General features: G+C 68.4%; 22 protein-coding genes. 10 read left to right on the forward strand and 12 right to left on the reverse strand.

What is annotated here, in order from left to right:
- Window positions 1-151 precede the first annotated feature (151 nt).
- The 3 genes from GBZ48_RS09800 (at window position 152) to GBZ48_RS09810 (ending at window position 3138) form a co-directional block, all read left to right on the forward strand.
- A complete protein-coding gene (locus tag GBZ48_RS09800) occupies window positions 152-1582 on the forward strand; it encodes an esterase-like activity of phytase family protein (RefSeq protein WP_246307105.1) in 1431 nt (476 codons plus the stop codon).
- Window positions 1583-1715: 133 nt separating this feature from the next.
- Window positions 1716-2495 carry a DsbA family protein gene (locus GBZ48_RS09805; protein WP_246307106.1) on the forward strand — a complete coding sequence of 260 codons (780 nt, stop codon included), beginning with the start codon at window positions 1716-1718 and terminating at the stop codon, window positions 2493-2495.
- A gap of 13 nt (window positions 2496-2508) precedes the next feature.
- On the forward strand, window positions 2509-3138 hold the full coding sequence (locus GBZ48_RS09810; RefSeq protein ID WP_246307107.1) for an HAD family hydrolase: 630 nt from the start codon (window positions 2509-2511) through the stop codon (window positions 3136-3138).
- Between the two features lie 39 nt (window positions 3139-3177).
- Here the strand turns inward: GBZ48_RS09810 and GBZ48_RS09815 are convergent, their stop codons facing one another.
- From GBZ48_RS09815 to GBZ48_RS09835, 5 genes are all read right to left on the reverse strand, one after another.
- Window positions 3178-3846, reverse strand: coding sequence for an MT-A70 family methyltransferase (locus GBZ48_RS09815; RefSeq protein ID WP_098739173.1), 669 nt, complete (start codon window positions 3844-3846; stop codon window positions 3178-3180).
- Window positions 3847-3973: 127 nt separating this feature from the next.
- On the reverse strand, window positions 3974-4681 hold the full coding sequence (locus GBZ48_RS09820) for a Crp/Fnr family transcriptional regulator (protein WP_246307108.1): 708 nt from the start codon (window positions 4679-4681) through the stop codon (window positions 3974-3976).
- A complete protein-coding gene (locus tag GBZ48_RS09825; RefSeq protein ID WP_174470872.1) occupies window positions 4678-5310 on the reverse strand; it encodes a YgjV family protein in 633 nt (210 codons plus the stop codon). Before GBZ48_RS09825 ends, GBZ48_RS09820 begins: the two co-directional genes overlap by 4 nt.
- Before the next feature lie 417 nt (window positions 5311-5727).
- On the reverse strand, window positions 5728-6294 hold the full coding sequence (locus GBZ48_RS09830; RefSeq protein WP_109047933.1) for a cold-shock protein: 567 nt from the start codon (window positions 6292-6294) through the stop codon (window positions 5728-5730).
- A 254-nt stretch (window positions 6295-6548) separates the two neighbouring features.
- The gene (locus GBZ48_RS09835) at window positions 6549-7655 is read right to left on the reverse strand and encodes an alkene reductase (protein WP_174470873.1); all 1107 of its coding nucleotides are present in this window, start codon (window positions 7653-7655) and stop codon (window positions 6549-6551) included.
- A gap of 197 nt (window positions 7656-7852) precedes the next feature.
- Here GBZ48_RS09835 and GBZ48_RS09840 point away from each other — a divergent pair, with 197 nt between their 5' ends.
- Window positions 7853-8617: a histidine phosphatase family protein gene (locus GBZ48_RS09840; RefSeq protein ID WP_174470874.1), complete on the forward strand. Its 765-nt coding sequence runs from the start codon at window positions 7853-7855 to the stop codon at window positions 8615-8617.
- 25 nt (window positions 8618-8642) lie between these two features.
- The gene (locus GBZ48_RS09845) at window positions 8643-9566 is read left to right on the forward strand and encodes an NAD(P)H-hydrate dehydratase (protein ID WP_246307109.1); all 924 of its coding nucleotides are present in this window, start codon (window positions 8643-8645) and stop codon (window positions 9564-9566) included.
- A gap of 3 nt (window positions 9567-9569) precedes the next feature.
- Here GBZ48_RS09845 and GBZ48_RS09850 read toward each other — a convergent pair whose 3' ends face one another.
- Window positions 9570-10316, reverse strand: coding sequence for a ribonuclease T2 family protein (locus GBZ48_RS09850; protein ID WP_174470875.1), 747 nt, complete (start codon window positions 10314-10316; stop codon window positions 9570-9572).
- A 150-nt stretch (window positions 10317-10466) separates the two neighbouring features.
- On the opposite strand from GBZ48_RS09850, the gene aat reads away from it, so the two are divergent.
- Complete coding sequence (gene aat, locus GBZ48_RS09855; protein ID WP_174470979.1) at window positions 10467-11120, forward strand: leucyl/phenylalanyl-tRNA--protein transferase; 654 nt, start codon at window positions 10467-10469, stop codon at window positions 11118-11120.
- A gap of 147 nt (window positions 11121-11267) precedes the next feature.
- Window positions 11268-12842 (forward strand): hypothetical protein, encoded by a 1575-nt coding sequence (locus GBZ48_RS09860; RefSeq protein ID WP_174470876.1) that lies wholly within the window; start codon window positions 11268-11270, stop codon window positions 12840-12842.
- Here the strand turns inward: GBZ48_RS09860 and GBZ48_RS09865 are convergent.
- From GBZ48_RS09865 to GBZ48_RS09880, 4 genes are all read right to left on the reverse strand, one after another.
- Entirely contained in the window at window positions 12740-13852 is a 1113-nt protein-coding gene (locus tag GBZ48_RS09865) for an anhydro-N-acetylmuramic acid kinase (RefSeq protein WP_425485983.1), read from the reverse strand. The genes GBZ48_RS09860 and GBZ48_RS09865 overlap by 103 nt on opposite strands.
- 39 nt (window positions 13853-13891) lie before the next feature.
- On the reverse strand, window positions 13892-14755 hold the full coding sequence (locus tag GBZ48_RS09870) for a phytanoyl-CoA dioxygenase family protein (RefSeq protein ID WP_174470877.1): 864 nt from the start codon (window positions 14753-14755) through the stop codon (window positions 13892-13894).
- Window positions 14756-14971: 216 nt separating this feature from the next.
- Entirely contained in the window at window positions 14972-15436 is a 465-nt protein-coding gene (gene bcp / locus GBZ48_RS09875; RefSeq protein WP_174470878.1) for a thioredoxin-dependent thiol peroxidase, read from the reverse strand.
- Window positions 15437-15480: 44 nt separating this feature from the next.
- Window positions 15481-18498: a bifunctional [glutamine synthetase] adenylyltransferase/[glutamine synthetase]-adenylyl-L-tyrosine phosphorylase gene (locus GBZ48_RS09880; protein WP_174470879.1), complete on the reverse strand. Its 3018-nt coding sequence runs from the start codon at window positions 18496-18498 to the stop codon at window positions 15481-15483.
- Window positions 18499-18597: 99 nt separating this feature from the next.
- On the opposite strand from GBZ48_RS09880, the gene GBZ48_RS09885 reads away from it, so the two are divergent.
- The gene (locus GBZ48_RS09885; protein ID WP_174470880.1) at window positions 18598-22344 is read left to right on the forward strand and encodes a DUF3971 domain-containing protein; all 3747 of its coding nucleotides are present in this window, start codon (window positions 18598-18600) and stop codon (window positions 22342-22344) included.
- 48 nt (window positions 22345-22392) lie between these two features.
- Here the strand turns inward: GBZ48_RS09885 and tyrS are convergent, their stop codons facing one another.
- Complete coding sequence (gene tyrS, locus GBZ48_RS09890; RefSeq protein WP_174470881.1) at window positions 22393-23661, reverse strand: tyrosine--tRNA ligase; 1269 nt, start codon at window positions 23659-23661, stop codon at window positions 22393-22395.
- A gap of 388 nt (window positions 23662-24049) precedes the next feature.
- Between tyrS and bfr (GBZ48_RS09895) the strand changes: the two genes are divergently transcribed.
- The gene (gene bfr / locus GBZ48_RS09895; protein WP_174470882.1) at window positions 24050-24532 is read left to right on the forward strand and encodes a bacterioferritin; all 483 of its coding nucleotides are present in this window, start codon (window positions 24050-24052) and stop codon (window positions 24530-24532) included.
- A gap of 14 nt (window positions 24533-24546) precedes the next feature.
- Entirely contained in the window at window positions 24547-25026 is a 480-nt protein-coding gene (gene bfr, locus GBZ48_RS09900) for a bacterioferritin (RefSeq protein WP_174470883.1), read from the forward strand.
- Between the two features lie 50 nt (window positions 25027-25076).
- On the opposite strand, the gene parA is transcribed toward bfr (GBZ48_RS09900), so the two are convergent.
- Window positions 25077-25721, reverse strand: a complete 645-nt coding sequence (gene parA / locus GBZ48_RS09905) for a ParA family partition ATPase (RefSeq protein ID WP_174470884.1) — start codon at window positions 25719-25721, stop codon at window positions 25077-25079.
- Window positions 25722-25792 lie beyond the last annotated feature (71 nt).

Below are 25792 nucleotides of genomic sequence, written 5' to 3' on the forward strand. Positions count from 1 at the left end.
TCGGCCCCGCCGGTCATATGCCCAAAGCGTCCTTCCGGTAACGCAACGGTCACTGAACCGTCCCGGCCACGTCATCGCCGCTTGCTATTCCGCGGACATCGAGCGCGCCCAAGCAAAATCGGGCGCGCGGTTCCGTCCACGGAGTCACCGCATGCCGTCCGTCCGTCTGCCGACCTGGCGCCTGTCCTCTTGGCGGGGCGCCCTGCTCGCCACCGCCGCCCTGGTGTCCGCCAGCCTGTCCGTCACCGCGGCCCAGGCGCAGGATCAGCAGGCCAAGCGCTATCCCGCCACGCTCGCCGGCCATGCGGTGCTGCCGGCCGATACGCTGGTGCAGGCGCCGGCCGATGCCGGTCCGCTGTTCGCCACCGCCGGCAAGTTCACCAATGCCGACCGCAAGCGCGTCGACGCCGTGGGCACCATCCGCGCCACTTCCTTCGCCGCCGACCCGAAGGCTCCGCGTGAGACGGAGATCATGCTGCCGGTCGCAGGCCAAGCGGTTCAGGGCTTCTCCGCGGTCGTGCCGCAGCCCAATGGCGAGTTCCTGGCCCTGACCGACAACGGCTTCGGCAGCAAGGTGAACTCGGTCGACGCGCTGCTGATGGTCCACCGCGTCAAGCCGGACTGGCAGAGCGGCGCCATGCAGCGGCTGGAAACGACCTTCCTGCGCGATCCCGACCGCAAGGTCCCCTTCGCCATCGTCAACGAGAACACCGGCAGCCGCTACCTGACCGGTGCCGATTTCGATCCCGAATCGCTGGTGGTCCAGAACGACCGCCTGTTCATCGGCGATGAGTTCGGCCCCTATATCCTGGAACTGAGCCGTGACGGCGTGGTGATCGCCGTGCATGAGACGGTGATCGACGGCAAGCCGGCCCGCTCGCCCGACCATTACCGCAACAATGGCCTGCCGGCGGCGCCGGGCGCCGTCAGCTTCGAGGTCCGCCGCTCCCGCGGGTTCGAGCCGATGGGCGTGTCGCCGGACGGCAGGACGCTGTACCCCTCGCTGGAAGGCCCGCTGTGGAACGCCGCCGCCGGCGCCTTCGAGAACAAGGACGGCCGCGCGTACACCCGCATCCTGGAATTCGACGTCGCCAGCCGCGCGTACACCGGCAAGTCGTGGAAGTACAGGCTGGAGGACAACGCCAACGTCGTCGCCGACATGGCGATGATCGACGCCAGCAGCGCCTTGGTGATCGAGCGCGACGACACCACCGAAGGGGCGAAGACCCAGGCCTGCCAGGGCGCGGTCAAGCCGGACTGCTTCAACGCGCCGGCGGCCTTCAAGCGCATCTACAAGATCGACATCGCCGGGGCGGATGCCGACGGCTTCGTCCGCAAGGTCGGCTACATCGACCTGACCGACATCGCCGACCCCGACCACAAGGCCCGCGCCGGCCAGGCACCGGAAGGCCGCTTCGTCATGCCCCATCTGGGACCGGAGGGGGTGAACATCGTCGATGGCGACCACATCGTCGTCGTCAACGACAACAACCTGCCCTATTCCACCGGTCGGACCATCGGCAAGGCCGACGGCGACGAGATGGCTCTGCTGTCGGTGGGCGAATTGCTGCGCGCCCGCTGACGGCCGATGGGTGACGGCCGCTCGCTGAAACGTGAGGTCCGGGCAGGCGTTTTGCGCTTGTCCGGACCGGATTGTCGGTCCAGTGTGGGCGGCCTTCGGCCCAATGTCCTTCGTGTTTCGGAGACCGCCCCCCATGCGCCGCCTTATGCGCCCCGCCCTGCCGTTCCTGCGTTCCGCCCTGCTCGCCCTGCCCGTCGCGGCGCTGGCGCTGTCCGCCGCCACCCCGGCGGGAGCGCAATCGGCGAGCTTCGACGGCAACCAGAAGGCCGCCATCGAGAAGATCGTCCACGACTACCTGATGGAGCATCCGGAGGTGATCCTGCAGGCCGTCGACGCCATGCAGGAGCGCCAGAAGACGGCAGAGGCCGAACAGGCCCGCAAGGCGCTGACCGAGAACAAGCAGGAGCTGCTCCGCAACCCCGCCGATCCGGTCATCGGCAACCCGCAGGGCGACGTTACGGTCGTTGAATTCTTCGATTACCAGTGCGGTTATTGCAAGGCGGTGCAAGCCGACACCCAGTCGCTGATCAAAGGCGATCCCAAGCTGCGCTTCGTGCTGAAGGAATTCCCGATCCTGGGGCCGGCGTCTCTGGTCGCCTCCAAGGCGGCGCTGGCATCGCGGGGTCAGGGCAAATATGTCGAATTCCACAATGCCCTGATGGCCCAGCGCGGCCAGCTCGACGAGGCGGTCATCATGCGGCTGGCCAAGTCGGTCGGCCTCGACACCGACCGGTTGAAGAAGGACATGGAATCGCCGGACGTGCTGAAGGTGATCGCCGCCAACCAGGCTCTCGCCGAGAAGCTGAACATCCGCGGCACCCCCGCCTTCGTCTTCGGCGACGAGCTGGTGCCGGGCGCCATCAAGCTGGACGACATGAAGCGGCTGACCGACGCCGCTCGCGCCAAGGGTTGAGGCGGATCGTTCGATGACCGGAATGACCGAGCAGGCCAAGCCGTCCATCGTCGTGTTCGACGTCGGGCAGGTGCTGATCGAATGGGACCCGCGGCATCTCTACCGCGAACTGTTCGACGGCTATGAAGACCTGATGGAGGATTTCCTCGACCGGGTCTGCACCCCCGCCTGGAACCTGGAGCAGGACCGCGGCCGCCCCTGGAGGGATGCGGTCGCCCTGCTGACCGAGGAGCATCCGGACTGCGCCGAGCTGATCCGCGCCTATGACGACATGTGGGAGCGCATGGTGCCCGGCCCGATCCCCGGCACCCCGGACATCCTGGCGGAGTTGAAGGAGCGCGGCGTTCCCGTCTACGCCATCACCAACTTCTCGGTCGACAAGTTCGAACTGACGCGCAAGCGCTTCGACTTCCTGAACGGCTTCGACGGGATCATCGTTTCGGGAGCGGAACGGCTGGTGAAGCCCGATCCGGCGATCTATCGGCTGCTGACGGATCGTTATGGTCTCGATCCGAAGGAGTGCTATTTCATCGACGACAACCCCGACAATGTCGAGGCGGCGAAGTCAGTGGGCATGTCTGCACACCAGTTCCTGGGTGCCGAAGCGCTGCGGCGGGACTTGGAGTCGCTGGGAGTGCTGTGACGGGGGAGCCGACGCTCCCGCCGGATCACCCCGCGCAAATCACTCCGCTGCCGCCTCCCGGTCGGTGGCGGAGTTGAACGCGTAGGTCTTCCAGGTCGGCTCATAGCCGTCGTCGGCCTGATTGCCCCAGACCGACCAGTTGGGCCGGGCGCCGCGGGCGAACATCTCCAGATAGGGGCCGGGGCTGCACGCCTCGATCAGTTCATACTGCTCGTCGGGCTTGCGGCTGTGCTCGCGCTTGCGGCTTTCGATCAGATTGACTTGGGTGCGGCCGGGCGGCAGCGTCCGGGCCTTCTTGCCGCGCACACCGAACAGGATCAGTTCGGTCACGTTGCGGAAGTAGAAGCCGACGCCGCGTCCGTCCGACCCGCCATCCTTGCGCACCTTGTGCCAGATCAGGTTGGTCTTGTACTCGAACCCCCAGCTGCGCATCACCTGCAAGCCTTCCGGCAACAGGGCATTGGGGACCCAGAGATAGAGATGCGCCGTCGGGGCGGCGATGTCGGCGACCGGCAGGGCGCAGATGTCCTCCACCGTCATGGTGCCGTAACGCGACAGGCGGCGGTGCTCCGGCGCCATCTTCCCGGTGCGGTTGACGAAGCGCCAGGGCGGGTCCGCCATCACGGTGGCGAAGCGTCGGTCACCGGCGAAGGCCACCAGATCCTGCGCCGGATCCGATGTCGTCTCCACCGTCTTGCTGTCGCCCATCGCTGCCTCGAAATCCTGAACAAATGCGGTACCGGAAGGGGTGCAAACTCGCACGGGGGGACAGCGCCGTCAATCCGGTCTGAACCGCGGAGCCGATGCTGTCACAGCCGCCGGCGCCACGTTGCCGTCACTCCTCCTCGCCGGCCTCCGCCATGGCGCGCAGGGCGGCACGCTCGGCAACGTTGACGGTCAGCCCCTGGGTCTCCACGCCCACAGCCCGCAGCTTGGCCAGCGCCCGCGACAGGGTTTCCGGCTGCATGCCCAGGCGGCGGGCGATCAACGCCTTGTCGAAGGGAAGCAGGAACTGCGCCGGCCCATCGCCCGGCGGGCAGACGCGCATCAGGAAGGCGGCGACCCGCTGCGGCGCCGGTTGGACCTGGAGCTGTTCGATCTGAGTCACCAGATGGCGCAGCCGGACCGACAGCGACCCCAGCATGCCGAAGGCGATGCGGTCATCCTCGCGCAGGCAGCGGGCGAATCCGTCGGCGGTCAGGGTCATCACGCGGGCGTCGGTCACCGCCTCCGCACAGACCGGGAACTTGCCGTCGGCGAACATGGCGGCCTCGGCGAAGCTTTCCGCCGGGCCGATGACATGCACCACCGCCTCCGTCCCGTCGCGGGTCAGGCGGTACAGCTTCACCCAGCCGTCGAGCAGAACGAAGAAACGGTCGGCCGTCTCGTCCTGCAGAAACAGGGTGGTGCCACGCGACACCGGCCGCACGATGGCGACGCCGCCCAGCAGCGACACCGCACGGTCGGTCAGCTTGGCGAACAGCGGGATCGCGCGCAGTGCGGCGGCGTCTTCCGCCGACAGGTTCGAATGGTTGACGGTCATGGCAGCTTCCCCTCCCCGCTTGCCAACGGAATTGGTGTTGGTGGGGGCATTGGTGTCGCCATCGGTGTCGCCATCACTGTCGATGAGGCCGCCGACCCGCTACCGCGCAGCAGCATCCAGCCATTGACGACGATGCCGGTAACGTCCGAGATCATCCCCGGCACCGATCCCACCAGACTGTTGTGCACGAACCAACAGGGCAAAGCCACCAGCATGGTGCCGCGGAATCGCGCAACCTGTGTTTGGTACCGGGCGAGGCTGATCAGCGCCATTCCCGCCGCGGCGAAGGCCGAGGGCAGACCGGACCAGGTGAGGGCCATCACCGCGGCGATCACCGGCAGAATCAACAGATAGGCGATGCGGAAGGCCGGCCGACCGCCGACCGCCAGCGCCGCCACCACCTGAAGCGCCGCCAGCCCGTTCAGCGCCGCCGCCGTCGGAGAGCCCACCATGGCGAAATGCAGGGCGAAACACACGCAGGGCACCAGTTGCACCAGCAGCATGCCGGTACGGCTGCGGAAGAAGGGCCAGAGCATGCCGCCGAGCGTGCCGCAAAAACCCACCAGCTGCGCCAGGGACCATCCGCCGCCCTCAGCGGCCGGGAGCAGGACGGTCAGCAACTCGTTCATGCCGAATCGCGCCTTCGACAGCTTGGGGCAGCAGGAAAGAGACCAGCAAGCCAACCTGGATAGGCCGGCTGATTCGCCAGCGCCGGCCGCCCCGGAGGGCGGCGCCGAAAAAACAGACGGGAGGAGACAGAAAAGAGCGGAGAAGACACACGCAACGAACAGCCGGGCCGAACTGGAGCCACGGCCGGATCACTCACGAGCCAGGACCGCAAAAGCAGCAGAATAAAAGACAGGAACGCACGGCGCGCCCCCGAAGGGAGGCACCGTGCGCTGAAAGTCCGGACTCTCACCGGGAAACCCGGAGCCAAGTCGGCTCAGGACTTCGTCAGGCTTTTCAGCCAAGCGGAGCCAGCCGATGCGGCGTGCGTCCGGAGAGGACGAACGCCGTTACGGCCGAGGCCCGGATATTCCGGAGCCTTACAGGTACTCGACCTTGCCCGCTTCCGGACCCTTCTGGCCCTGGCGAACGGTGACGCGCACCTGATCGCCTTCCTGGAGGGTCTGCATGCCCGAACGGCGCAGCACGTTGACGTGGACGAAAACGTCCTTGCCACCGGTGCTGGGCGTGATGAAGCCAAAGCCCTTATCGGCATTGAACCACTTCACGGTGCCGTCGACTTCTTCGCCACCGGCGCTGCCGCCGGCATCGTAGCCGCCGCGGTCATAACCGCCACGGTCGAAGCCACCGGTCGTCCGCGGACGGGCCGAACGCTGAGCGGTCGACGTATCGACCGTGTGGATGGAGGCAACCTGCGGACCCTTCGGCCCACGGGCCAGGTCACAGGTGATGGTGGTGCCTTCGTCCAGCGCGTCGTAGCCGGCGGCCTGAACCGCAGAGACGTGCAGGAAGGCATCGGGCGAACCGTCCTCAGGCGACACGAAGCCGAACCCCTTGGTGGGGTTAAACCACTTCACGGTGGCGGTGACGTTGGACTTGGTGATCTCGGGAGCGCGGAAGCCCTGGCGGGGCGGGCGGTCGAACATGTGTCTTCAAGCTCATAGAGTGTGCCGAAAGTCTGTTGTCACAGGTATCCGATCCCAGGTCAAGCCTTCCAAAGGAAAGATGACCGAATCGCCGTTAATTGCCCCACCCCAGGCTCACGCTTCCCCACCCACCGGCTGCCGGCCGGGCGAAAGCGGCACCGAAGTGCCGCTCCGCCCCCCGTCTCCGGCACTCCCGTACCGCGACCGGCGGAGCGACTCGGAAGGTTTATGCACGTCCCCCGTGCGCTGCGGTATCAGCCGGCGGGCTGGGCCAGCGCGGGATAGTCGGTGTAGCCGTGGCGGTCGCCGCCGTAGAAGGTCTTCTGGTCCGGTTCGGCCAGCGGGGCGTCGATACGCAGCCGCTCCACCAGATCGGGGTTGGCGATGAAGGGCCGGCCGAAGGCGATCATGTCGGCATGACCGTTCGCCGTTGCCTGGATCGCCATGGCGCGGTCATAGACGTTGTTGGCCATGTAGCGGCCCGTGTAGAGCCCGCGCAGTTCGGCGAGATCGCCGCCGAATCCGGGATGCGGACCGCGGGTCACGCCCTCGATCATGTGCAGATAGGCCAGACCGTAGCCGTTCAGACGACGGATCACCGGGCTGAAGGTGCCGACCGGGTCGCTTTCCTGAGCGTCGTTGGCCGGGCTCAGCGGCGACAGACGGATGCCGACGCGGTCGGCCCCGGCCTCCGCCACCACGGCGTCCAGCACCTCGAACAGGAAGCGGGCGCGATTCTCGACGGAGCCGCCATAGGCGTCGGTGCGCTTGTTGGTGCCGTCGCGCAGGAACTGGTCGATCAGATAGCCGTTGGCAGCATGCACCTCCACCATGTCGAAGCCGGCGGCCAGCGCATTGCGTGTGGCGCGGCGATAATCCTCAACGATCCCCGGCAGTTCCGACACATCGAGCGCCCGTGGAGTCGGGATGTCCTTGAAGCCGTCGACGGTGAAGGCCTTCATCTCCGGCTTGACCGCCGATGGTGCCACCGGCAGAGCGCTGCCCGGCTGCAGGTCGGGGTGGGAAATGCGGCCGACATGCCAGAGTTGCAGGCAGATGTGTCCGCCCTTCGCATGGACGGCGTCGGTCACCAGTTTCCAGCCCGCCACCTGTTCGGCGCTGTGGATGCCAGGGGTGTAGGCATAGCCCTTGCCCTGCGGCGAGATCTGGGTCGCCTCAGCGACGATCAGGCCGGCGGTGGCGCGTTGGGCATAATACTCGGCGTTCATCGCGGTCGGCACGCCAGTGGCGTTGTCGGTGCGGCTGCGGGTCAGCGGCGCCATGGCGATGCGGTTGGGCAGGGTGTAGCGCCCGATCGTCACCGGCTGGAACAGGGGGGCCGCGTCCTGGCTGTCCGTCATGTCCGATCCATTCTGTGTGTTTTGGAAACTGGACAGGAAAGTGTGGCGCGCCATCGGCCTCCGGCAAGGTTCCGCTGCACCGCAGCAGCCCGAAGAGCGGCATGGCTGCCATACCGGGTCGGGCGCCCCGGCGGGACCTTTCGGGCTCCCCGACGGTTATTCCCGGCAGATTCTCTCAGCAGAAAACGGGACCGCCGATGCAGCACCCCTGGCCCGACCGCCTCTGGATCGTCCGCCACGGCGAAAGCGCCGGGAACGTCGCCCGCGACGCCGCCCACGCCGCCGGGCTCAGCCGGATCGACATCGCCGAGCGCGACGTGGACGTTCCGCTCAGCCCGTTGGGCGAGCGGCAGTCCGACGCGCTCGGCCGCTGGTTCGCCGCCATGCCGGCGGTTGAGCGGCCGGACGTGGTGCTGACCTCGCCCTACCGGCGGGCCATGCGCACAGCGGAACGGCTGCACCAGTCGGGCGGAATGCCGGTGCACCCCAACGACTTCGTCGTCGACGAACGGCTACGCGAGAAGGAGTTCGGCGTGCTCGACCGGCTGACCACCGCCGGCATCCGCCAGGAATTTCCCGAGCAGGCGGAGTTCCGCCGCCTGCTCGGCAAGTTCTATCACCGGCCGCCGGGGGGCGAGAGCTGGTGCGACGTGATCCTGCGGCTGCGCAGCGCGCTCGACACCGTCAGCCTGCATCACGGCGGTCGGCGGGTGCTGATCGTCGGGCATCAGGTGGTGGTCCTGTGCCTGCGCTACCTGCTGGAGAACCTGACGGAGGAGGAGATCCTGGCCATCGACGCAGCCGGCGACGTCGCCAACTGCTCCGTCACCGAATACCGCTTCGACGCCCAGGCGGGCCCTCGCGGCGGACTGCTGCTGCACCGCTACAACTTCGTCGCCCCGCTGGAGGAGGCCGGCGCCCCGGTCACCGCCGAGCCGGACGCCGCCATCGCCGCCCGCTAAACCGCCATCCGCCGAGGAGAAGCGATTGGACGCCTCAACCGAGGAAATCCCCGTCACCGCCGAGCTTCTGCGTGGCATGCCCCTGCTCCAGCCGGACGGTGACGGCGACAAGGAAACCCGCGGACGGGTGCTTGTGGTGGCCGGCAGCGTTCCGGTTCCGGGCGGCGCCCTGCTCGCCGGGATCGGCGTGCTACGGGCGGGGGCCGGCAAGTTGCAGATCGCCACCGCAGCAAGCATCGCGCCCCATCTGGGCCTCGCCCTGCCTGAAGCGCTGGTCGCCGGACTGCCAGAGACCGCCGACGGCGAAATCGCCCCCGACGCGGCCAGGGCGCTGTCCGAGCGGGCCTCGCGCTGCGACACGGTGCTGATCGGTCCGGGCATGATGAACGAGGCGGCGGTCGCCGACCTGACCGCAGAGCTGCTGACCCATCTCGAGGCGGGCGAGGACGGGCCGTGCTTCGTGCTGGATGCCGGGGCACTGGCCGGGCTGCGCCGAAACGCGGCGGCTCTGCACCGTCATGAGGGCCGCGTGGTGATCACCCCCCATGCCGGCGAGATGGCCGGGCTGCTCGGCTGTTCCCGCGATCGGGTGGACGCCGATCCGCTCGGCTGCGCGAGGCAGGCGGCGGACCAGCTGAAGGCGGTGGTGGCGCTGAAGGGAAGCTGCACCCGCATCGTCGCCCCGGACGGCCGCGCCTGGGCCTACCGCGGCGGCACGGTGGGGCTGGCAACCTCCGGGTCCGGCGACACGCTGGCCGGGATCGTCACCGGCCTGCTGGCCCGCGGCGCCAGCCCGGAACAGGCCGCAATCTGGGGCGTCTACCTGCATGGCGAGGCCGGCAACCGCCTGACCCGCCGCATCGGCCCGCTGGGCTTCCTTGCCCGTGAACTGCTGGCGGAGATCCCGGCGGTGATGGCGGCGCTGGCGAGCGAATCGGACGGCCGCTGAGCTTTACCGCACCGGGGCGACAACGCTGGCAGGGGCCGGGGCTGGAGCCGGCGGCAGGGCCGGGGTGGCCGGGGGCGTCATGCTGCGGCGCGGCTGCGACGGCGCCACATCGGCCGACAAGGCGGCGTCGCGGTCGCGGCAGCGGTCGACCACCTTCTGGCCACAGGCGACGAAGCCCAGATCCTTGTTCAGGCAGACGCGCACCTCAGACACGTCGCGGCGGGAGCAGATGACCGCCACCCCTTCCGCCGTCAGGCCGGGATTGGCATCGAGGAACAGCCGCTCCACCTGGGTTGCCGGCACGGTCGGGCCGGGCGTTTTGATCGTCTCGGGGATCGTCACCTTGGCGGCTGCGGCGCGCAGCTTGGCGAAATAGTCGGTCGCGGTCAGGCCGGAGCAGGTCCCGTGCTTGCGCCATTCATGCATCATCAGGCCGACGCTTGGCATCACCGGCATGGTCTGGTCCACCACCGTCTTGGGCAGGTTGCGGTCGCGGGTGCAGGTGGCGGGATAGCTGCCGTCATTGTACTGCGGCCACAGGCCATGGACGACGAAGCCGTATTTCCGGTCGCCGCACTGGTCGGGATCGGGACCGTTCTTATCGCGGGCGCAGTAGGTCGGCGTCCAGGACAGCGACAGGATGTAGTAATCGAAGCTCCCCGGCTCCGCCCGCCTCTGCGCCCAGGAGGGGCTTGCGGTGAACAGTCCGGCAACCAGAACGGATAGAATGGCAGCGACGGCGCTTCTCATGACGGTCTTCCCCCAGGACTATGCTTCCCTGCGTTGCATACCATGGAAGGATGTTTCTGTCGCGGGGTCTCGACACCGGCATCACCCGGCCAAATCTCACTGTGCCGAACGTTTGCGCGTTCCGTCCCAGCAGAGGGTATAGTGACCGGCATGTTCACCCTGTCCGCCCCGATTCTGCTGCGCGCCTATGCCGCCGGCATCTTCCCGATGGCCGAAAGCGCCGAATCGCGGGAGCTTCACTGGTTCGATCCGGAACGCCGCGGCATCCTGCCGCTGGACGGCTTCCATGTGGCGCGCAGCCTGCGCAAGACGCTGCGGCGCTGTCCGTTCGAGCTTCGCTTCGACAGCGCCTTTCGCGCGGTGATCGAGGGTTGCGCCGAAGCGACGGAAGAACGGCCGAAGACCTGGATTAACGACGACATCGTCCGTCTCTACGGCGATCTGTTCGACGCCGGCTTCGCCCACAGCGTTGAATGCTGGCGCGACGGCCGGCTGGTCGGCGGGCTGTACGGGGTGGCGATCGGCGGCGCCTATTTCGGCGAGAGCATGTTCAGTCGTGAGACCGGGGCCAGCAAGGTGGCGCTGGTCCATCTGGTCGCCCGGCTGCGCGCCGCCGGCTTCGCCCTGCTCGACACCCAGTTCGTGACCGAGCATCTCAGCCGGTTCGGCGCCGTCGAGATCCCGCGCAACGAATACCGCCGCCGCCTCGCCGCGGCGATGGAGCGCAAGACCGACTTCCGCGGCGTCGACCAGCAGGCGGCGCTGGCCGAGCTGCTCGAGTCGGCAGCAGCGCCGCCCGGCTGAAGCGACCGGCTGAACGGGGCTCCTGCCACCGGGGGTCATGCCCGGAAGCGCCGCCCCGCGGCCCCGCTCTACCACCCCCGATCCGTTGTGCGTCGCAACGGGGACAGCCATCCTCCGCGCATCCATCGCCATGGCTGGAAGGCGCCCATGCGCTTCTGGAACGCATCCTGGATTTCGCCTGCCCTGATCAATGTCCTGACGATCATCCTGGCAGGAGTCCTGATCGGCGCACCGTTGCTGGTGCTGAACGGCTTTCCGCTGACCTTCGACGACACGCCGGGCTATCTGGAGCCGGCCTTCAACATCCTGCACCGGGCGGCCCAGCCCGCCTGGACGCCACCGCCGGACCTGTCTCCGCACGGCCTTCCATCGTCCAACATCTTCTTCCTGCGGCCCTTCGGCTACATGCTGTTCCTGCTACCCTTCGCCGGTGGCTGGGGCGTCTGGCTGATCCCGCTCGCCCAGGGCATCCTGGCGGCGGCGGTCCTGCGCGCAGCCCTGACCGCTGCGGGAGCACCAGAGCGGCCGGGGCTGTTCCTCGGCATCGCCGCGGTGCTGGGGCTGACCACCAGCCTGTCGCTGCACGCCGCGACGATCATGCCGGACTTCCTGACCGGGCTGGCGATCCTGCTTGTCTATGTCGTCGTCGTCCGCTGGCCTGCCCTGACCGCCGTTCAGCGGCTGCTGACCGTTGCGGCGCTTACCGGAACGATCGTCTCCCATCTCAGCCATCTGGCGATCCTGGGCGGGATAATCGTCCTGCTCGGACTTTGGGCCCTGTGGCACGACCGCGCGATGCTGCGGTCGCTGGCCTGGGGGGTGCTGCTGCCGATGGTGCTGGCGGCCGGGCTGCTGACCGGCTCCAACCTGCTGACCGCCGGCCGGCCGGTGCTGTCCGAAAGCTCGCCCGTCTTCCTGCTCGCCCGGCTGATCGGCGACGGTCCGGCGCGCGACTATCTGGCAGAGGCCTGCCGCAGCCGCGATTACCTGCTGTGCGGCAGCCTGGACAGCCTGGACCGCAGCGCGCCCGGCTACGTCACCTCCGACTATTTCCTTTGGCATCCCGACGGCGCCCGCCGCCGCTTCGGCGACCAGCCCCGCTTCGTGGCGGAGGCGGCCGAGATCGCCCACAACACCATCGCCAGCCGCCCGGCCGCGGTCGCCGCGCATGGGCTGGCGAATGCAGCCGGCCAGTTCGTCGAGTTCCAGCCCGACGACACCCTCAACGACCCGGTCAAGCCGCTGACCCGCCGCCTGTTCAGCCGTTTCCCGGCATCGGTCTATGGCGCTTTCGACCGGTCGCTGCAAACGCAGCAGCGTTTTCCCCGCGATGGGCTGGCGCTGGTCCAGGATCTGTCGCTGTCGCTCGGCATTCTTGGGCTGGCCGCGCTGGGGCTGGGGCGCTGGCGACGGGTCGACGGGCGGGTGTGGATGCTGATTCTGGTGATCGGCATGGGGCTGACGCTGAACGCCGTCGTCACCGGCGGGCTGTCTGCCGTCCATGACCGCTATCAGAACCGCGTGATCTGGCTCGTGCCCTTCGCAGCATTGGTTCTGCTGGCGACGGCCCGCAGCCGCGACCTCCTGCCTGCCGGCCGGACGGGGCGCACCGGATCGGGTCAGCCGACCGGGTGGAACACGCCGCCGGGCATGGGCACCGGCACCCCGGTGGTCGCCGGCAGGCTGAGCGGCAGCCCCAGCCTGCTGCGCACGGCGAGATAGCCGAAGGCCTGCGCCTCCAGTGCATCGCCATCCCAGCCGACGGTGTCGGCCGGCAAGACGGGCACGCCCAGCCGGGCGGCCAGCATCGCCATCAGCGTGGCGTTGTGGCGCCCGCCGCCGCAGACCAGCCAGCGCACGGGCGGCGCCGGCAAATGGGGCACGACGGAGGCGACCGATGCGGCGGTGAAGGCAGTCAGGGTGGCCGCACCGTCCTGCGGCGACAATGCCGCCACCGGCGCCGGGTCGAAGGCGTCACGGTCCAGCGACTTGGGCGCCGGGCGGCCGAAATAGGGATGGGCCATGAACGCCGCCAGCGCCACGTCGTCCACTTGACCCGCCGCCGCCAGCGCGCCGCCGGCATCGAAGCGGCCAAGCCCATGGCGCAGCACCCAGTCGTCGATCAGGGCATTGCCCGGCCCGGTGTCACAGGCGACCACATCGGCTTCCCCCTCCTGCGGGTCGGAACCGATCCAGCTGACGTTGGCGACGCCGCCGATGTTGAGGACGGCGAGCGGGCGCGGCAACCCATGGGCCAGTGCCCGGTGGAACAGCGGAACCAGCGGCGCCCCCTGCCCGCCCGCGGCGACGTCGGCGCTGCGCAAATCGTTGACCACGGCGATGCCGGTCGCCGCAGCCAGACGGGCACCGTCGCCGATCTGGCAGGTCAGGCGCCGGTCCGGATCATGATGGATGGTGTGGCCGTGGAAGCCGATCAGTTCGACCTCCGCCGCGGCGACACCCGCCTTGTCGAGCAGGCGGCGCACCGCGTCGGCATGGGCATCGGTCAGGTCGCGCTCGACATCCGCCACCGGCCCGCCGCTGACATCGCTTTTGCCGAGGCAGCCGCGCAGTTGGGTCCGGAAGCCGTCATCATAGGGGACGGTCAGGAAGTCCAGCGCCTCCACCCGGTCGCGGCCGTCGGTGCGCAGCAGAGCGGCGTCGATGCCATCCATCGACGTGCCGCTCATCAGGCCGACGACCGTGCGCAGCCCCTCCTTCGCTTCCATCATCCACTCCGCATCCCCTGTGGCGATGCGGGGCAGTCTAGCTCAGCTGAGCCAGAGCTGCAGCATCAGCCGCTCGCGGCTGGCCGGCGGGGTGGCGCGGTGGTAGCAGGAGGTGTCCTCCAGGAAACCGGTGCCGGCCGGCCCCTCCACCACCAGGATGCGGTCGCGGTCGAAGTGGGTGAAGAGCTGCTCGTCGCGGACGTTCGCCGAGCCCATCAGCATGCGCAGCGACTTGCCGTGATGGCTGCCGCGGACCAGCGCATGCTCCCCGGCACCCGGCCCGACATCGGTCAGGTAGAACTGCGCCGAACAGAAATGGAAGTCGTGGACGTCGAAATGCCAGTCGATGGTCTGGCCCAGCTGGCGGCGCTCGTCGTCGGTGGCGTCGGTGACGAAGCTCCAGAACAGGCGCGGGATGATCTTGGTCGCGGGGAAGCCCAGGAACTTGCCGGCACACTCCATCAGCAGCGGATCGCGGCAGACCCGGCGCACCGCCGGACAGTCCAGCGGATCGGGGACGATGCCCATCACCGCGGGCGACCCATCCTCCAGCCGGCCCTTGCGGACGTCGTGGCGATAGAACACGCGGTCGTCGCGCAGCCGCCGCTGCAGGGGGGAGTGGGTGGCGAACTCCACCATTTCCTCGACCATCGACCAGGGCAGGTCGAAACCGAGCGCGATCGAGTCGCGACGCAGGTCGCCCAGCGCGCGCTCCACCGTCTGGCCAGCGAACAGGGTGGCCGGCAGCGGAGGCAAGGCGATGGGCGGGCCGGCCGGCGCCCGCTGGCGCGACCGGGGGGACAGGCGGCGCAGGGCACTGTAGCCGCGCCGGACCGACTCGAAGCGGCCCAGCGCATAGTGAAGCTCTCCGGCGACGAGGCGCCGGGCTATGTTCGCAACGTTCATGGCATGTGCATCCCTGGGGGCAGCCGAAGGACCAAAACCGCGGTGGGCTGCGCGGCCTCTGGTGCCGGAATGCACGAAGTGTAGGCAGGTTTGGGGCGATTCTAAAAATACCCTTGTGGCGTACGCCCACACGCCGGAGGAATAGCCGAGCCGGCGGAGCGTCTTCCCCTACGGTCCACACCGGGAGAAAAAGGCGCTCCGCCCTCCCGCTTAAGGTTAGAGCGCTTGCACGGCCTTCAGAACCGCGGCGACATGGCCGGTGACCTTCACCTTGCGCCAGACGTTGCGCACCACGCCGTCCTTGTCGATCAGGAAGGTGGCGCGGTCGATGCCCATGTACTTGCGGCCGTACATGCTCTTCTCGACCCAGGTGCCATAGGCCTCGCAGACGGCGCCGTCGGTGTCCGACGCCAGCGTGAAGGTCAGTTCATGCTTCGCCTTGAACTTGTCGTGGCTGGCGACACTGTCCTTGGACACGCCGACCACCACCGCATCGATGGCGGAAAAGTCGGGCAGCTGGTCGCGGAAGCCGCAGGCTTCCGAGGTGCAGCCCGACGTGTCGTCCTTCGGGTAGAAATACAGAACCACCGGCTTGCCGCGCAGGGCCGACAGCGTGACGCTGCCCCCGCCGTCGGTCGGCATGGTGAAATCCGGGGCGGGCGATCCGACGTCTACGGTCATGGCTGCTTGACTATCCTTCTTCTTGCCGGCCGGGAAACGGGTTCTCAGGCCGGAGGCGTGGTGGTGGGTGGGGCCAGACGGCCCGCCGGCTCCTCGACCAGGGCCTTAAAGTGGCCATGGGCGCGGGCGGCGACGGCACGGATTCTGTGGTCCAGTTCGGGGAAGTCAACAGCGCCAGGCTCACGCTCGCCCTGAAAGTCGGCAGGAAAGGCGGCGCGGACCAGCCCGGCCAGCAGGCTGGGCGACACCTGATTGGGGTCGAGCACCCCGGCGGTGGTGAGCCGCAGGAAGCCCTGCACCCGCCGCCATAGCCGCAGCGTCGTCTCCAGATCCTCCGCCACCTCCGGCGCCAGCGCGCCCGTCCGGGCGGCGCAGCCCAGCGCCTTGGCGGTGCCGATGTGCAGGATGTCCGGCCGCTCGTGACCATGGCGCAGTTGCAGGTACTGGGCGATGAACTCGATGTCGATCAGGCCGCCGCGAGCGTATTTGACGTTCCAGACATTGGTCGTCCCGAACTCCTTCTCGATCCGCCGCCGCATGTCGGCCACGTCCCACAGCAGCCGGTCGGCATCGCGCGGCGCCGTCAGCACCGAGCGGATCGCCCCCGTCACCCGCCCGGCCAGTTCCGCATCGCCGCCGATCACCCGGGCGCGGGTCAGGGCCATATGCTCCCAGGTCCAGGCATCGGTCGCCTGATATTTGAGGAAGGCATCCAGCGAGGTGGCGAGCGGTCCGGCATTGCCCGACGGGCGCAGCCGCATGTCGACCTCGTAGAGCCGCCCGTCGCCCATCGGTGCGGTGATTGCGTTGGTCAGCCGCTGGGTCAGCTTGATGTAATACTCGTTGGGCGACAGCGGCTTCGCCCCATCCGAAAGACGGGGGCCGTCTCCCGGCGCCACGTCGTAGATGACGATCAGGTCGATGTCGGACGTGATGGTCAGCTGCCGGCTGCCCAGCTTGCCCATCGCCACCACCACCCAGGCCCCGCCGGGAATACGGCCGTGGCGCTGGGCGAACTCCTCCTCCACCCGGCGGGCAAGGTCGGGGACAACGATGTCGGCCAGATCGGCCAGGAAGGCACCGCAGCGGTCGCCGTCGGTGATGCCGCGCAGGATATGGACCCCGGCGCGGAAGCGCTGGTCGTTGGTCCAGCGCCGCGACAGCGTCAGCGCATCCTCGAAATCGCGGGCCGGCGCCATCACGCGGGCATGGTCGTCGGCCAGCCCATCCTCCTTGCCCGGCAGCGGGTCGAAGAAGTCCGGCGACAGCACGGCGTCGAGCAGCGACGGGTTGCGCGACAGGGTCTGCGCCATCTGCGGCGCGATACCCATGATCTCAGCCACCAGTTCCAGCAGCCAGGGATTGGCGACGAACAGCGAGAACAGACCGACACCGGCCGGCAGCTTGCCGAGGAAATCGTCGAAGTTCATCAGCGCCGAATCGGGGGCCGGGGTCTTGGTCAGCGCGCTCAGCAGGGCCGGCGTCAGTTCCGTCAGCAACTCCCGCGCCCGGCCGGACCGGGTGGCGCGGTAGCGGCCGCGATGCCAGGCCGACACCACGCTGATGACGCGGGCCGGATCGGCGAAGCCCATGCCCTTCAGCGTCTCCACCGTGCCCGGATCGGGGTCGGTGCCGGTGAAGACCAGATTGCCGGGGCCGGAGAGCGACGGCGCCTCCTCGAACAGTTCGGCATAGCGGTCCTCGACCTGCCCCAGCGTCGCCAGCAGCTCGGCCCGGAAGGCGGCGGGGTCGTCATAGCCGAGGAAAATGGCCAGATGCGCCACACCGGCATCGTCGGCGGGAATACGATGGGTCTGCTGGTCGTCGATCATCTGGATGCGGTGTTCGACACGGCGCAGGAAATGATAGGCCCCGGCAAGCTCCTCCACCGTCTGCGGCGGGACGCGGCCGACATCGCGCAACGCCTCGTTCGCCATCAGGGTCGGGGCGATGCGCACGCGCGGGTCGCGCCCGCCGAAGATCAGCTGCTGGGTCTGGGCGAAGAACTCGATCTCGCGGATGCCGCCGCGGCCGACCTTGATGTCGTGGCCGTTGACGGTCACCTCGCGGTGACCCTTGTGGGCGTTGATCTGGCGCTTGATCGAGTGGATGTCCTGGATGGCGGCGAAATCCAGGTTGCGACGCCAGACAAAAGGCTCAAGGAATCGGAGGAAAGAGGCGCCCGCCTCGGGATCGCCGGCGATGGGACGGGCCTTGATCATGGCCGCGCGTTCCCAGTTCTGGCCGACGCTGCCGTAATAAATTTCGGCCGCGGAGACGGAAACCGCCAGCGGCGTCGCGCCGGGGTCCGGCCTAAGCCGAAGGTCGGTGCGGAAGACGTAGCCGTCCTTGGTCCGTTCATCCATAATGCGGACAAGATCGCGTGCGAGCCTGATGAAGGTTCGCGCGAGGTTGTCCGGCTGGGGCGTCTGCACAACAGCGTCGTCGTACAGGACGATCAGGTCGATGTCGCTGGAATAGTTGAGTTCGCGCCCGCCAAGCTTACCCATGCCCAAAACGATCAGGCCCGAACTGACCCACGGTCGCTGCGGATCCGGCAGCGTCAGCGTCCCCGCCTCCCCGGCGCGGCGCAGCAGGAAATTCGCGGCCAGCCGGACCCCCGTCTCCGCCAGCTCCGACAGGGCGCCGGTGACGCGGAACAGCGGCCAGACACCGGCAATGTCGGCCAGCGCGATCAGCAGCGCCGCCCGCCGCTTCGCCACCCGCAGGCCCGCCATCAGCCTGTCCATCGACTTCTCCTCGCCATGCTCGGCATGGAGCGAGGCGATCAGCGCAGCGAAGGTGTCGTCGAAACCGTCCTGCATCGTACGGGCGACGAAGGGCAGCTCCCGCGTCAGGCTGTGGCCGAGATACGGGCTGTTGCCGCACACCGCCTCGACCAGCGCCCGGCCGGTCTCCGAATCGGCGAAAGCCTCCGCCCAGGCGCGGGTCTCCGGCTCCGCCGCGGCGGCCTGCTGGCGCCAGCGCTCCATCCCCAGCGCCGCCTGCGCGCTGTCGAAGGGCTTCGGCAAGGGGCTTGAGAACGCGATGGGACTCGGCATGACGGCTGTCTTTCTTGCTCAAAACATGTGCAGAAAGCTGCACGTCTCAGACGAGAAGGTCAATCGGGCCGATTCTCCCTCTCTTCCTCACGGTGCCCGATGATCCGGCGCACCGCGAAGATGATCAGCCTGACGCTGACCGGGATCGGCGCCGTGGCGCTGGCGGCCGGCGGGCTGTTCGCCTGGCGCCTGGCGCAGGGGCCGGTCGCGCTCGACCCGCTGATCCCCTATGTCGAACAGGCGCTGAGCGACCGCGACGGCCGTTTCCACGTCGACATCGGCGAACTGGTGCTGTCGCTGGAGGAAGAGGACGGGCTTGAGGTCGCCGGCCGCCGTCTCGACCTGCGCGCCCGGCGGGTGCAGGCGCTGAATGCCGACGGGGCGGAGCTGGCCGCGGTGCCGGAGATGGGCATCGGCTTCTCCATCCCGGCGCTGCTCCGCGGCACCCTGTCGCCGACGCGCCTCGATCTGGTCCGGCCGCGCCTGTCCGTGCTGCGCCGGGCCGACGGCAGCCTCGCCTTCGACGTGCGGTCGGATGCGCAGTCCACCCGCAAGGCCGAGGACGGCAATCCCGACCTGATCGACGAGGCTCTGGAAAGCCTGCGCCAGCCGCCCGACATCGACCGGCCGCTGGGATTGCTGCGCCGGCTGTCGGTGACGGGAGCCGACCTGCGGGTCGAGAACCGCATGCTCGATCTGGCCTGGCACGCCACCCGCGCCGACATGGTGCTGACCCGCGACGCCGAGGGCGCCCAGGGCCGTGCCCGCGTGACGCTCGACCTCGGCAATGCCGGTGGAACGGTCCCCCAACGTGCCGTGACCGTCTCCGCCGCCGGCCGCTACAACATCGCCGACACCACCAGCGACCTGACCATGTCCGTGGACGGGCTGGAGCCGGCGGCATTGGCGGAGTTCGGACCGGCCCTGGCGCCGCTGTCGGCGGTGAAGCTGCCGATGTCCGGCACCGTCACGGCGCGGCTCGACCGCCGCTTCGAACCCCTGACGGTCGACCTGAACCTGCGCGGTGACGCCGGCATCGTCGCCCTGCCCGCTCTGCGGCCGGAGCCGGTCGCGGTGCAAAGCCTTGCCTTGCGCGGCAAGCTGGACGTTCCGGGCCGGCGGCTGCGGGTCGAGGATTTGTCGCTGAAGGCCGGCGCGCCGGACGGTGGCGAACCGCTGGCGCTGAGCGCCCAGGGCCAGTTGGCCGAAACCGACCGCGGCCGCGACCTCCAGGCCCGCCTGTCGCTGACCGCCGGTGGGCGCACCGCCGGGCTGGAGCTGTCGGGACAGCAGGGGGTGGACAAGGACGGCCGGGCAATCGCGCGGCTGACCGGCTTCGTCCCCGCCGCTTTCGCCGATCTCGCCCCGGTGCTGACGCCGCTGAAGGCAGCGGACCTGCCGCTGTCGGGCACGGTGGAGGTGGCCTTCGATCCGTCGTTCCAGCCGACCGGCGGCAAGGCCGACATCGTTGCCGACCGCGGCCGGCTGCTGCGGCCCGACCTGTTCGAAGGGCCGGTGCCGGTGGGCTCGGCCCAGCTACGCCTGCATGGCGACCGCGACCGCATCGAACTCGACGGGTTCGAGGCCGTGCTGGGCGAGGCCGGCGGACCGCAGCCGCGGGTGGAGGCCACCGCCACCGCCCGGCGCGAGGGCAACCGCATGGCGGTGGAGACGCAGGCGACCGCCCGCGGCGTGGCGCTGGACGAGCTTCGCCGCTATTGGCCCACCGTCGCCGGTCCCAACGCGCGCGAGTGGGTGACCCGCAACCTGTCGCACGGAACGGTGACGCAGGCGCGGGCGGAGGCGGCGCTGTCCGTGCCGCTCGACGGGTCAGGGAAGCCGTCGGGAGAGCCGCCCGAGCAGACGCACTTCCTCGCCACCATCGCCGGCGAGGACATCAGCGTCCGCTATTTCCACAACCTGACGCCGGTCACCGGCGCCAGCGTGGAGGCGACGACCGACGGCAAGACCTTCACCGTCCTGACCAAGGGCGGCCGGATCGCCGATGCGAAATCGGGCGACATCGAGGTCGGCGACGGCAAGGTGGTGATCGGCGGGCTGGACGTCGGCAAGGAGACGATGGACATCCGCCTGCCGGTGCAGGGACCGGTCCGCTCGATCCTGACCCTGATCGACATGCCGCCGCTGGGCTATCCCACCAAGCTGGAGATGGATCCGGCGCGCACCCAGGGCACGGCCGAGGCGAAGCTGCATTTCGCCTTCCCGCTGCTGGCCGACCTGAAGGTGGAGCAGCTCGACCTCGACGTGACCGGCAAGCTGCGCAAGGTGGGGGTGGAGAAGGTGGCGGCCGGGATGAACGCCACCGACGGCGAGCTGTCACTAGCGCTCGACCTGAAGGCGATGCAGATCAAGGGCACCACCAAGCTGGACGGCATCCCGGTCGCCATCGACTGGAACGAATCCTTCGACAGTGCGGCCAAAGGCCCGCGCACCCGCATCGCGGTAAAGGGGGAGGCCACCGCCGACGACCTGCGCGCCCATGGCATCGACCTGGAAGACCGGGTGCAGGGTCCCTTCGGCGCCGACATCCTGTTCACGGTGGACCGCAAGCACAAGCTTCTGCTGACCGGCACCCTGAACCTGGAAAAGACCCGGCTGTCCATCGAGGAACTCGGCTGGGCCAAGCCCCCCGGCAAGCCCGGCACCGGCAAGCTGACGCTGGAGTTCGACAAGGACCGCCCGACCCGCATCAGTAACCTGACCGTCGACGCCGGCGGGTTGAAGGCCGTCACCAATCTGGAGCTGGCCGACGGCGGCAAGCGGGTGGCGCGGGTGCAGACCCCCAGCTTCAAGCTGGGCCAGACCGACCTGCGCGCCGACCTGACCGTGCTGCCCCCGCTGAAGCCCGGCGGGCCAGCTGGAGGCCCATCTTCCGGCGGCTATGCCGGGACCATCACCGGCGCCAGCCTGGACGCCCGCGGCCTGACCGGCAAGACGCCGTCCGGCGAGGGCGCGGTTACGCCGCCGCCCAAGAAGCCGCCGTCACCCACCGACGACGGCCGCAAGACCCCGCTGGACATCGCCATCAAGTTCGACTCGGTGGTGTTCGGCGACGGCCGGCGGCTGCGGCAGGTCGCGGGATCCATGAAACGGGACGCCAGCGCCTGGACTCTGCTGGACCTCACCGGCCGCAGCGAAGGCGGCGGGGTGTCGCTGAAATGGCGGCCGGGTCCGCAGGGTGTCTACGACCTCGCGATCAACGCCGAGGATCTGGGGTCGGCCCTGCAGGCGATGGATCTGAACGACCGCATGCGCGGCGGACGGCTGACCCTGACCGGCCGGTCGGCCGAACCGCGGGCCGATGCCGCCATCGTCGGCAAGGCGGAGATCCGCGACTACACCCTGATCGACGTGCCGGCCCTGGCGCGCATCCTGAACGCCATCTCGCCGTCCGGCTTCGCCGAGCTGCTGGGCGGCGGCAAGGGCGTCAATTTCGGCCGCATGTCGGCGGATTTCCGCAAGGAGGGCCGCCTGCTGACCCTGAAGGACCTGCGCACCTCCGGCTCGGCGCTCGGCCTGACGCTGGAGGGCCAGATCGATCTGGAGACGGAAACCGCCAACCTGCAGGGCACCATCGTCCCGGTCTATGGCCTGAACCGCCTGATCGGCCAGATCCCGCTGCTGGGCGACGTGCTGAGCGGCGGCGAGGGCCAGGGCATCTTCTCCGCCACCTGGCATGTCCAGGGCCCTCTGTCCGACCCGGACGTGTCGGTCAACCCGCTGGCGGTGCTGGCGCCGGGCTTCCTGCGCAACCTGTTCTTCCTGGGCGGCGACGGCACGCCGACGCCGGACACCAGACCGCCGCCGGAAGCGCATACACGGTGAAGGGGAGGAGCGCCGGCAACCCGGCGGCCCTCCTCCCCTGCAAAGCCTTCAGCCCACCTTCACCAGCGCGTGGCGCTTCTTGCCGGCGCTGAGCTTCACCACGCCGTCGCCGTTCAGGTCGGCAGCGGTCGCCTTCACCGTCTCGTCGGCAATCGGCCCGTCGTTCAGCTTGGCCCCGCCGCCCTTGATCAGGCGGCGCGCCTCGCCCTTCGACGCAGCCAGCCCGGCCGCCACAAGCAGGTCCACCACCGGCAGGCCGGCTTCCAGATCGGCGCGGGCGACTTCGATGCTGGGCAGCCCCTCGGCCGCGGCACCTTCCTCGAAGGCGCGGCGCGCGGTCTCGGCGGCCTCGAGTGCGGCCTCCTCGCCATGGGCAAGCTTCGTCACCTCGTTGGCGAGGATCTTCTTGGCTTCGTTGATCTCGGCGCCCTGCAGGCTCTCCAGCCGGGCGACCTCGTCCAGCGGCAGTTCGGTGTAGAGGCGCAGGAAGCGGCCGACGTCGGCATCTTCGGTGTTGCGCCAGTACTGCCAGAAATCATAGCTGCTGAGCTTGTCCGCGGTCAGCCACACCGCACCGGCCGCCGTCTTGCCCATCTTGGCGCCCGACGAGGTGGTCAGCAGCGGCGTGGTCAGGCCGAACAGGTCGGCGCCGTCGGTGCGGCGGCCAAGTTCGACGCCGTTGACGATGTTACCCCACTGGTCCGAACCGCCCATCTGCAAGGTGCAGTCGTAGCGGCGCTTCAGCTCCACGAAATCGTAGGCTTGCAGGATCATGTAGTTGAATTCGAGGAAGGTCAGCGGCTGCTCGCGGTCCAGCCGCAGCTTGACCGACTCGAAGCTCATCATCCGGTTGATGGTGAAATGGCGGCCGATGTCGCGCAGCAGCGGGATGTATTTCAGCTCGTCCAGCCAGTCGGCGTTGTTCGCCATCACCGCGTCGGTCGGACCGTCCCCGAAGGTCAGGTAGCGTCCGAAGATGCGCTTGATGCCCGCCATGTTGTTGGCGATGACCTCGTCGGTCAGCAGCTGGCGCGCCTCGTCCTTGCCCGACGGATCGCCGATCTTGGTGGTGCCGCCGCCCATCAGGACGATCGGCTTGTGACCGGTCTTCTGCAACCAGCGCAGCATCATGATCGGCAGCAGGCTGCCGACATGCAGGCTGTCGGCGGTGCAGTCGAAGCCGATATAGGCGACGATCGGCCCCTTCGTCGCACGCTCGTCCAGCGTGGCGAAGTCGGTGCACTGGTGGATGAACCCGCGATCCTGAAGGGTGCGCAGGAACTCCGAGACGGGAGCCGAGGGGGTGGTCGTCGTCATGGCCGCAATCCGGCTGTCGTTGGAATGAAGGGCGGAGAAATCCCGCGGTCTGTTAGCACGGAACGGCCCCTGCCTCAATGCGGCGGCCCCGATTGCCGCAGTTGGAACCGGCATGCCGGCCGGCCTGTTCTCCCGCCCAAGCATCGCTGCACCGCCGCAAGTCAAAGCCGGCAGTACGGGCCGGGAATTCGGCGGAAATCCTCCCTTATCGCAATTGACATTGATTCGCAAAACAGGAGTCCGGCCCTGACTGTATTTTGGGCAGGCCGCATCGCCCCAATTGATAGTGACTATCAACTACATCATTGTTTCAAATGGAGATTTTTATTGTGCGAGTCCTTCGGCTGTGCCAAGGTGCGACAAATCGTCTATTTCGGAGTATCGCATCATGCAAGGCGATCAAGGGGTCCTGGACCGTTTGAACAAGCTGCTTACCGGTGAGCTGAGCGCGGCCGACCAGTATCTGTCCCATGCCCGCACCATGGAGGACATGGGCCTCAAGGCGCTGAGCGAGCGCATTTCGCACGAGCGGGTGGAAGAGCTGGAGCATGCCGACAAGCTGATCCGCCGCATCCTGTTCCTGGAAGGCACGCCCGACGTCGCCAGCCGCGACCCGATTCACATCGGCAAGACCGTGCCGGAGATGATGCGCAACGACCTGACCCTCGAATATGAGGTGGTGGCCGCGCTCAAGGAGGCAATCGCCTATTGCGAGCAGGTGAAGGATTACGACACCCGACGCATTCTGCTGGAACTGCTGGTCGACACCGAAGAAGACCATGCCCACTGGCTGGAACAGCAGCTCGGCCTGATCGACATGCTCGGCCTGCAGAATTACCTGCAGTCGGCCATGGGCGGCTTCCCCACCTGAGCGGAGGACGGATCATGAAGGGCAACAGCGACGTCATCGTCCAGCTTCAGATCGTCCTGAAGGACCAGCTGACGCAGATCAACCAGTATTTCCTGCACGCCCGCATGCTTAAGAACTGGGGCGTCAGGGCACTGGGCAAGTGGGAGTATCACGCCTCCATCGAAGTGATGAAGAGCGCGGACGAGATCATCGAACGGATCCTGTTCATCGAGGCAATCCCCAACCTCCAGGATCTCGGCAAGCTGCGCATCGGCGAGGATGTGCCGGAGATCCTGTCCAGCGACCTCGCCGCCGAGCGCGAGGCCCGTGACCGCATCGCCCACGCCATCGCCGTGTGCGAGGAGAAGGCCGATTACGTGTCGCGCGACGAGCTGTCCGAACTGCTGGAAGAGTCGGAAGAGCGCATCGATTATCTGGAAACCCAGCTGAGCCTGATCGACGACATCGGTCTGCCCAACTACATCCAGTCGGCGATGGGCGAGTTCAAGGACTGAGGTTGAGCGGGGGCGGACTCTGCGAAGAGCGCCCCCTCAAACCCGCTCTCTCAAACCCGCTGCAGAATCTCTTCCGCCAGCGCCTGCATTTCGGCCGCCGCCTGGGTCTTGCGTGCGGCCTCCGTCACCGATAGCCCGGTCATCAGCGTGCCGGCATAGGCGGTGCGGTTGCCGACCTGCGCCGTCGCCAACTCCACCGCCGGCGGCGCGACCAGTTCATGCACCTTGCCGACCAGTTCGTCGGCGATGCGGGCGCGCGGCGGCACCCGGTTCAGAACCAGCAGCAGCCGGCGCTTCTCCTGCGCCGCCAGATCGATGGTTGGATGCACCGCCCACAGATCCATCGGGCTCGGCTGCACCGGGGCCACCACCAGCGTGGCGGCACGGACGGCGATGCGCGCTTCGGTCTGGGCGTGGGGCGGGCTGTCGATCACCACGATGTCGTGGGCGCGGGCCAGCTTCTCCACCTCGGCCTGGGTGCGCCAGCCGGTGATCTGCACATGGGTGAAACCGGGCTGGCCGCCGGTGGCCTCCGACCGCACGGCATGCCAGCGGGTCAGGCTACCCTGCGGGTCGATGTCCACGGTGGCGACCTTGTGGCCGAGCTGCGCCCAGGCGATGGCGAGGTGGGCCGCCAGCGTGGTCTTGCCGGCGCCGCCTTTCTGCTGCGCCACGGTGAAGACCTTGCCCGTCATGCCCGCACCCATCATGTTGTGTTGGTTGATTGCGCACTCCCCTCATAACCTTGGGCATGGCACCGGTGCAA

Source organism: Azospirillum melinis (assembly GCF_013340935.1).
In the GTDB taxonomy this organism is placed as follows: Bacteria; Pseudomonadota; Alphaproteobacteria; order Azospirillales; family Azospirillaceae; genus Azospirillum; species Azospirillum melinis.